This window comes from Lentibacillus kapialis (assembly GCF_014646635.1).
Classification (GTDB): domain Bacteria; phylum Bacillota; class Bacilli; order Bacillales; family Amphibacillaceae; genus Lentibacillus; species Lentibacillus kapialis.
In genome coordinates this window covers 40,860-47,925 of the sequence record NZ_BMNQ01000021.1, presented here as the reverse complement: position 1 = coordinate 47,925, position 7,066 = coordinate 40,860, and the positions used below count along the sequence as shown (strand labels likewise).

The window sequence follows — 7,066 nt, the reverse complement described above, 5'->3', positions numbered from 1 at the left end:
ATTAACAATACAACCAGGTCGAAAGCTTTTTGGTGGGTCTTCAATGAAGATACCCTGAATAAGAAACTGGTTTGTGACAGTATAGAAGTACCATTTACTGTGCCGGAAGCACGTATACAAAAATTTTAAATTATACCTACTGTCATGTGTATTGTTAATTGTTTCTGAGGTGGTTTTCCAATGGAAGCAATTATTTGCAGCAACAGAAACAAAAGAAAGAATCAAAAAAGGGCTGTTGACCAAAATCTATGGTTGACAAATTAGATGTCATTTTGACGTCAGCAGTCGCTTCGGAAAAACACTACGCTTTCCGTGGGCTTGTCCTCAGCCTCCTCGAAAAAGAAGGTCGCTTTTTCTGCGGGGTCTTCACACTGCGCATTCCCACAGGAGTCTCCGTGTTTTTCCTCCGCTAGCTAGTTTCACTACTATATTCACTCATTCATTTCAACCATAGATTTTGGTGTTGACCCCAAAAATGATTGAATATCAAAAAAGAAGGGATATGAAGTAACGTCATCAGAAGGGGAAACAGCTTAGACAGAAATCATTTAATAGCATTTATTTTAATTCGAAGCTCTTCAAAAAATTGAAATATGAAGGGCATAGTTTGGTATTGTCTTTTTTAAGGGTTGTTTTCATACAAAAGCTTCCACATTCGCTATAAGACGAGGCGAATGCCGAGGTTTTCTTATGAATTGAAGAAACTTTAGATTTAACAACATGTCTAAAATAGTAATAATATTTTTTACAATATGACAAGTGTAATTTAGTTTTATGGGACGTATTATTAGTGATATATAATATTTCAAATAATTATAATAGTTCAACAAAGAAATGAAAATCCATTTTGAAGTGAGATGGTTTCAGGGAAATGAAAGCGCATTCAATAGGCGAATCTAATAGTGACAGGAGGTTAGGTATAAACATGGGAATTAATTTTTAGTTATCAGGAAATATGCAAATTAAATAATTGTAGTTCGTTAGTATGCCAAAATCACAAATTTTCATAGGAGGAAACGCATGCGTACATTAATTAAAAATGGGATGATTGTAACAGCTGTTGACGAGTTTATTGGGGATGTACTTATAGATGGCGAGAAAATAGTTGCTGTCGGTGAAAGATTAGATTCGATTGCTGATCATACAATAGATGCGCAGGGGAAATACGTCCTTCCAGGAGGGGTAGATCAACATGTCCATTATTCTTTTGAGTTTAAAGGCGAGCGAGTAAGAGGGTTTGAAACCTCGAATGCTGCTGTTGCTGGGGGAACCACAACAGTTGTTGAATTTGTGAATCAAGAACAGGGAAAAGGGATGGCAGATACCATTTTTGATATGGATAAGAATGAAGTTGCTCGTCAGGCCATGGCAGATTATTCGTATCATGCTGTTGTATGTGATCCAGTGGATACAACATTTGAGGAAATTGCGGATTTGCCTAGCAAAGGTATTTCAACTGTGAAATTGTTCATGGCTTACAAGGGAATGGCGTTTCACAGTGATGATGAGGCTCTTTACAAAGCATTAAGGGCAGCAAAGGAAGCCGGCGTCACGGTCATGGTTCATTGTGAGAATGCCGATGTGATCGACTTTCTTCAAAAGAAACTAATCTCCGAAGGTAAGACAGATCCATATTATCATGCTGAATCAAGACCAGCAATGGTGGAGCTTGAAGCGACCCAGCGTGTAATTAATCTTGCAGCTATGGCAGAAGCCCCGGTTTACATTGTTCATGTTACAGCCGAAGATGTGATGAAATCCATTCGTAATGCCAAAAATGAAGGATTGCCGGTTTATGGCGAAACATGTGTTCAATATCTGATGCTTGATGAAAGCGATTTATCTAAGCCTGATTTTGAAGGAGCCAAATATGTGTTATCCCCGGCACTCCGGACTAAAGCGGATCAGAACGCACTATGGAAGGCAGTTGGTAATGGCTGGCTCAATGCTATCAGTACCGACCATTGCGGGTTTGACTGGGCCTCACAAAAACATATGGGAGTTGATGACTTTACCAATATCCCAAATGGTGCACCCGGTGTAGAAAACCGTTTGGGCATTCTCTGGACATATGGTGTTAACACCGGAAAGATTTCGCGACAGCGTTTTGTTGATCTATTTGCAACGACACCTGCTAAGAATATGGGATTAGATCATTGCAAGGGACACATTGGTGTTGGCATGGATGCAGATATTGTTTTATATGATCCCAATGAATCATCCATTATTTCAAATGAGAACAGTCTACATGGTGTTGACTATAGTACGTTTGAGGGATATAAACAGGAAGGCAAAGTGGATAAAGTATTCCTTCGTGGGAAACTCATGGTTGACGATGAAGAATTCATTGGTGAAAAAGGGGATGGAAAGTTTATTCATGGTGAGCCGTTTGCCCTTTGTTTTGAAAATACGAAAGAAGCCATTGGGTTGAATCAATCGCGTGTTGAGTTACCCGGATGATACCTTTTCCCAGTAACTATTTTTGATGCGGAGGGAAAATAGGAACTATATGGTAGAGCGGGTGCACGCATTGATAAATAGGGAATGCCTTAATGACTTAGAAATAATTATAAACTCGGAAATTTTACACGGAGCGGAATTATTAGACGGGAAGGGGGGAGATGATTCATTTGAATACCTCGACTTTAATCAACAATCATTGGAATAAATGAACATGGATTTAGTAGTACCCCGTAAGAAGATGTTTTAAATATTTTTCCGCAAATCCAGAAAGGAGGCGGCTTATCATTGGGAAATCTGCTGCACAATTTACTGACAGATGAAGATTTGGAAAAGAACTTTGCGGAGTCAAGGCCGAGTTATAATGCACAGGGGGCATTTGATGAAGCAAACCGCTGTCTATATTGTTACGATGCACCTTGTATAAAAGCTTGTCCAACAGGGATTGACATCCCTGGCTTTATTAAAAAGATTGCGTCCGGAAACTTAGAAGGTTCGGCAAAAGCTATTATGGAAGAGAATCCTATTGGAGCAAGCTGTGGGCGTGTTTGTCCAACAGAGGTATTGTGTGAGGGAGCTTGTGTTCTTAACGATTCTACCAGTCCAATTATGATTGGTGACTTGCAACGCTATGCAACGGATTGGTCAATTAGAAATGAACAAGTAATGTTTAAAGCCGGCAAGAGGAATGGAAAGCGAATCGCAATTATCGGTGGTGGTCCGGCGGGTTTATCGGCAGCTCGTGAGCTTGGTCGAATGGGCTACGAGGTGACAATTTTTGAAGCGAAAAATGAGGCTGGTGGATTAGATACTCATGGTATTGTTCCATTTCGGCTTCCAAAGGATATTTCGTTATGGGAGGTGGAACAGGTTGAAAATTTAGGGGTTGAAATTCGTACAAATACCGAGGTTGGTAAGGATGTTTCCGCAACAGATCTTGTGAGTAGTTATGATGCCATTATACTTACAGCAGGAATGTCAAAAGTACCAATGTTAAATATTGGTGGGGAAGACCTGAAGGGTGTTTACGACGCAATTGATTTAGTTGAAGAAGTAAAAAATGAAAAATATCCGACTGAATTTGTTGGAAAGCGTGTAGCTATCATTGGAGCGGGAAATACGGCGGTTGATGGTGCGACGACCTCGGTAAGACTTGGTGCTGACAATGTTAAAATTCTTTATCGGCGGACGGAAGCAGAAATGTCGGCGTATGATTTTGAATACGAATTTGCTAAACAAGATAATGTTGAATTTAGATGGTTAATAACTCCTAAACGTATAATTGGTGATTCTGATGGCTATGTAAAACAATTAGAATGTGTTCGCATGGAATTAAAAGAGACGGAATTCGATGGACGCTTACAACCGGTGGAAATAGAGGGGTCTGAATTTATGATGGACCTTGATATTATTATTAAGGCGATTGGTCAAACACGACATCATCAGTTGATCGATGAATTTGGTCTGGAACATCATAATGGTGTTGTAAAAGTGGATAATGAAACATACCTCACTTCTCATCCAAAAGTTTACGCTGCAGGAGATGTGATCTTTGAAAAAGGAATAGGTGAAGCGATGGCGGTTACTGCAGCACAGGAGGGAAAAGAAACGGCATATGCTATACATCAGCAATTAAATGAATCTAATGAATCTGAAGCGCAAGTATAAAGTTGGAATTTATAGTAAGGGAGGATGAAAATGGCTGATATTAGTATCAATTTTGCTGGGATTAAATCCCCCAATCCCTATTGGCTTGCATCCGCACCACCAACGAATACAGGTTATCAAGTGCAGCGTGCATTTGAAGCCGGGTGGGGTGGGGCTGTATGGAAAACGCTGTGTGAGCCGGTGCTGAACGTTACTTCCCGTTTTGGTGCGCATCACTTTAATGGTCAGCGTGTAGCAGGTTTTAATAATATTGAATTAGTATCTGATCGGCCAATTGAAGAGAATTTAAAAGAAATTTACGAAACAAAGAAGCGTTTTCCCGATAGGGCTATTATTGCTTCATTAATGGTGGAGCCACAGCGGGATAAATTCCACGAAATTGTAAAACGGGTTCAAGATGTCGGAGTAGACGGATTTGAATTAAATCTTGGTTGCCCGCATGGTATGTCTGAACGTGGAATGGGCTCAGCGGTCGGGCAGCATCCCGACTTGGTGGAAAAGTCAACGTTGTACGCGAAGGAGGTTGCAGAAGTACCAGTCATTACTAAACTGACACCGAATATTACAGATATAACCGCAACGGCAAAAGCTGCAGAGCGTGGTGGGGCCGATGCAGTAAGTATGATTAATACTATCAATAGTTTAATGGGTGTAGATCTCGACACATGGAATACAACACCTAATGTGAATGGAATGGGAGCCCATGGTGGATACTCAGGGCCAGCAGTTAAACCGATTGCCCTGAATATGATTGGAGAATGTGCGCGGCAACCGGAATTTAACATTCCGATTTCAGGAATAGGCGGCATTTCCACATGGCAGGACACTGTTGAATTTATGCTGATGGGATCCGGAAACGTACAGGTTTGTACAGCAGCCATGCATCATGGATTTAGTATTATCGATGACTTGACAGAGGGCTTAAGTAATTACTTGGATGATAAAGGGGTTGCTTCTGTAAGTGAATTGGTGGGTAAATCGGTTGAGAAATATACAGATTGGAGCGAATTGGATTTAAATCATCGAATGGTCGCTCGTATTAATAATGATATTTGTATTAATTGTAATAAGTGTCATATCGCCTGCGAGGATACAGCCCATCAGTGTATTGATATGCTTGTGGATGGAAATGGAAAGGAATATTTGGAGGTTAGGGAGGATGATTGTGTCGGATGTAATCTTTGTGCAATCGTTTGTCCAGTTGAAGGAGCAATCGATATGATAGATTTGGAGCCGACCGAACCGCCAATGTCCTGGAATCAGCGGGAGTCTGCTTTACAAGTGCTTAATAGTAAATAGCGGCTGAGTGCTAAATATCACCTCTTGTGCCAGAGTAGCCATTAAAAAGAAGACGAAAAGGTGGGAGATTTGTTGAGTTAAAGTTCTGTTTCGAGGAGTTGAGCTGTTTGGCCAATTTAAAATCAAACAGCTTCACCGTCCTCAATAAATTAAAAGGGGTTTAATAATGGTAAAGACCAATACAAACAACTCGTACCTAAAGTCACCGGATTTACTTCCGATCAGTCATAATAATAGGAAAATAGGGATTGTCGGATTTTTTGCAATGTGGATTGGGATGGCCATACTTTTAGCAACCTTTGACATTGGTGCTTCCGGAGTTGAGAGTATTTCCTTGCCTTGGGTAGTACTGGCTACCTTGATAGGTTGCGTTGCGGTTGGCGGATTTATTTCGATTGTCGGAGATATCGGGGTTGAACATGGTTTGTCTTTCCCGGTTTATATGCGTGCACCCTTTGGTATCGTGGGTACCCATATTCCTTCATTAGCACGAGCAATCACAGCATCTTTTTGGTTTGGGTTAAATACATATTTCGGTTCAACCGCGATCAATTCGATCATTCATACGATCAATCCGGGATTTGACAACTGGTTATTATGTTATATCGTATTTGCCCTTGTACAGCTGATTAATACTGCATCTGGTATAAAATGGGTCGAACGTTTTGCTGACTTTGCTGCTCCAATTATCATTATTTTATCCCTAATTATTTATCAAACTTTAGCGGCAGATATTATCGAACAAGGCGGAAATGTTTGGGCTTGGGCAGAAAGTCCGGTTACAGGTGGGGCGGCAGTTACGGCTTTTGTAATTGTCATCTTTGCTAATATGGGTTTTTGGGCGACGTTAGGGTGTGATATTCCGACTATTTCACGTTTTTTTAAAGCACCCAAATATGAAAGAAATTGGTTTAAACGAAACAGAACCAATTTAATCGGTAGTTTAATCGCCATGCCATTGACGGAAACGTTTATGATTATAATTGGTGCGGCAGCATTTATGGTCGCAGGCAGTTCCAATCCGGTTCTTGCTTTGGAGGAGACAGCTTCCGGATGGATGCTGGCAATGCTGCTTCTTATGATTGTACTGACACAGTGGTCAACAAATACAGCTGCTAATATTGTACCTGCTGCTGCTATTTTCTCAAATGCACTGGGACCGAAAGCAACAAATGCGATTGCGGTATTTGTTGTAGGGATAGTGGGAACAATTATTCAACCATGGAGTGTCTATGAAATATTAACGGAAGCGTTGCTATTCTTTGGAGCCGTCTTATCAGCAATAAGCGGAATTCTCGTTGCTGATTATTATTTGTTGCGCAAGCGAAGGGTAAATGTACAGGAACTTTATCGGCATGGGGGGCAATTTAAGTTCCATGGCGGCGTGAACGCTGCCGGTATGATTGCTTGGGTAATCGGTGGTATTGTAGCCATTATTTTTATGGACTATTCGTTTATCGTAGGCTTTGTATTAGCAGGAGCCATTTACTATGTGTTGGCTAGGTATTGGTACTTCAAAAAGTTTCGTCAGGCGGAAATAGAAGATCCGAATGACGAAAAGTATTTGGGGATTACCGTTGGACGCGATTGGGTGATTGATGATGAAAATAGAGATAGTAACGAAGAAATAACGGGTTAA

The 7,066-nt window shown here is 40.8% G+C and carries 4 protein-coding genes; all 4 read left to right on the top strand.

Annotated features, from left to right (window positions below):
* Nucleotides 1–1,020: 1,020 nt before the first annotated feature.
* The 4 genes from hydA to IEW67_RS09115 all read left to right on the top strand — a co-directional run bounded on the left by hydA (nucleotide 1,021) and on the right by IEW67_RS09115 (nucleotide 7,066).
* Entirely contained in the window at nucleotides 1,021–2,460 is a 1,440-nt protein-coding gene (gene hydA / locus IEW67_RS09130) for a dihydropyrimidinase (RefSeq protein WP_188632764.1), read from the top strand.
* A gap of 288 nt (nucleotides 2,461–2,748) precedes the next feature.
* Entirely contained in the window at nucleotides 2,749–4,128 is a 1,380-nt protein-coding gene (locus IEW67_RS09125) for an NAD(P)-dependent oxidoreductase (protein ID WP_229671726.1), read from the top strand.
* Between the two features lie 30 nt (nucleotides 4,129–4,158).
* A complete protein-coding gene (gene preA, locus IEW67_RS09120; protein WP_188632763.1) occupies nucleotides 4,159–5,427 on the top strand; it encodes an NAD-dependent dihydropyrimidine dehydrogenase subunit PreA in 1,269 nt (422 codons plus the stop codon).
* 166 nt (nucleotides 5,428–5,593) lie between these two features.
* Nucleotides 5,594–7,066, top strand: coding sequence for an NCS1 family transporter (locus tag IEW67_RS09115; RefSeq protein ID WP_188632762.1), 1,473 nt, complete (start codon nucleotides 5,594–5,596; stop codon nucleotides 7,064–7,066).

Coding starts and splice junctions, on each gene's coding strand:
- hydA (WP_188632764.1), top strand. CDS start 1,021: ATGCGTACATTAATTAAAAATGGGATGATTGTAACAGCTGTTGACGAG.
- preA (WP_188632763.1), top strand. CDS start 4,159: ATGGCTGATATTAGTATCAATTTTGCTGGGATTAAATCCCCCAATCCC.
- IEW67_RS09115 (WP_188632762.1), top strand. CDS start 5,594: ATGGTAAAGACCAATACAAACAACTCGTACCTAAAGTCACCGGATTTA.